This window comes from Pseudoxanthomonas sp. 134C1 (assembly GCF_057773065.1).
The window spans coordinates 1-1,762 of the sequence record NZ_JBYMTH010000023.1 but is presented as its reverse complement, the minus strand read 5'-3'; the positions used below and the strand labels follow the sequence as shown (position 1 = coordinate 1,762).

The 1,762-nt window shown below is 66.6% G+C and carries 2 protein-coding genes; both read right to left on the bottom strand.

The genetic code is table 11. The annotated features are described in order from the left end of the window. Positions 1-1,348: cache domain-containing protein (locus tag AC3DEZ_RS20465; RefSeq protein ID WP_488389852.1), on the bottom strand; the 1,348-nt coding region annotated here is incomplete at its 3' end. A 30-nt stretch (positions 1,349-1,378) separates the two neighbouring features. Next, on the bottom strand, positions 1,379-1,762 hold a 384-nt coding region (locus AC3DEZ_RS20460), incomplete at its 5' end, for a methyl-accepting chemotaxis protein (RefSeq protein ID WP_488389851.1).

Here is a 1,762-nt window from a genome sequence, read left to right as displayed (position 1 = left end):
GCGAGACGATGTCGGTGAGCTGGGCGACGGTGGCGTTGGCGTCGTCGCGCATGCGGGCGAACACGCCGTGGAAGTCGCCGTCCATGCGGGTGGTGAGGTCGCCGCGGGCGATGGCCTGGAGCAGCTGGGAGACCTGGTCCAGGTTGCCGTCGGTGGTTTCCATGAGCTGGTTCAGGCCGGCGACCATGTCGCGGAAGTCGTACTGGTAACGGTCCACCTCACCGCGCTGGCTGAAGTCGCCGGCGGCCGCCGCGCTGGCCAGGCGCTTGATTTCGGCATTGATGGCCGACAGGCTCGTCTTCACCGCATCGACCGTCTCGGTCATCAAGGCCTTCTCGCCGGGCAGGCGCGCGATGTCCACCGACAGATCGCCGATGGAATAGCGCTGCATGATGCCCAGCGCATCCATGATCGCATCGACGTGCGCGCCGACCAGTCCGTTGGTCTCGCGGACCATGTCGCCGTATTCGCCCGGGAACGCCGCTTCATCCATGCGATAGCTGACCGTGCCCTCGTCGTGCCGGCGCGCCATCTCGCGCTGCGCCCCGATCACCGCGCGCAACTGATCCTGCATCCGGTGCATGCTTTCCAGCAGGCGGCCGGGTTCGTCGTGCGGCTGTTCGCCGATGGCGTTCTCCAGCCGGCCCGCGGCAATGGACTCCGCCACGCGGGTGGCTTGCCGCAGCGGCACCACGATGCGGGTGCCGATGACCCAGCTCAGCAGCACCACGATGATCACCAACGCGCCGCCGGCGACGGTCATGATGCCGGTGAACATCCACGCCTGACTCTGCACGTCGTCCATGTAGACGCCGGTGGAAATCACCCAGTTCCAGGCCTTGTAGGGCGCCGCGTACACGACCTTGGCGATCGGCTCGCTGCCGCCCGGCTTGGGCCAGCGGAATTCCACGAAACCGCCGCCGCGCCGGGCCACTTCCACCCCGTCGCGATAGAGAAGCACGCTATCCGGACTGCGTTCGTCGCCCACCGCCTTGCCCATCAGATCCTTGCGGACGGGATGCATCAGCATGACCGGTTGCATGTCGTGGATGTAGTAGTAGTCCACGCCCTTGTTGGCGCGCATGCGCTCGATCGCCCTGAGCGCGTTCGCGCGCGCCGCAGCGCCGTCCAGCTCGCCGGATTTCTCCAGCCCGACATAGTGATCGAGGATGCCGAAGGTCAGTTCCACCTGGGTCTTCAACGACGCCTTGCGGGTCTCGTAGAGATCGAGGTACTGCATGCGCGCGGCGATGACCGCCAGCGCCACGATGCCGACCGCGATCAGGATCGTGAGCAGGTTGAGTTTGTGCCGGACCGGCAGGTTGGCGAAGCGACGGGACAGGTTCATGGCGAACTCGGGGGAAGAGGAAAAAAGGAATCAGGCGGCACGTCGCGACGAAGCGCGCGTGACCGGAGGCGCATGGGTTTCCAGACGGAATGTGGAGGCCGCCGCCACCAGATCCCGCGCTTGGTCTTCCATGCTGCGCGCGGCGGCGAAGGCTTCCTCGACCAGGGCGGCGTTCTGCTGGGTGGTCTCGTCCATCTGGGTGATGGTCTGGTTGACCTGCTCGATGCCGGCGGACTGTTCCTGCGAGGCGGCGGCGATTTCGGCCATGATGTCGGTGACCCGCTGGACCGAGGCGACAATCTCGCCCATGGTCGCGCCGGCCTGGTTGACCAGCGCCGAGCCGGTGGACACCTGGTCCACCGAGGCCTCAATCAGCCCCTTGATTTCCTTGGCCGCGTTGGCGCTGCGCTGGGC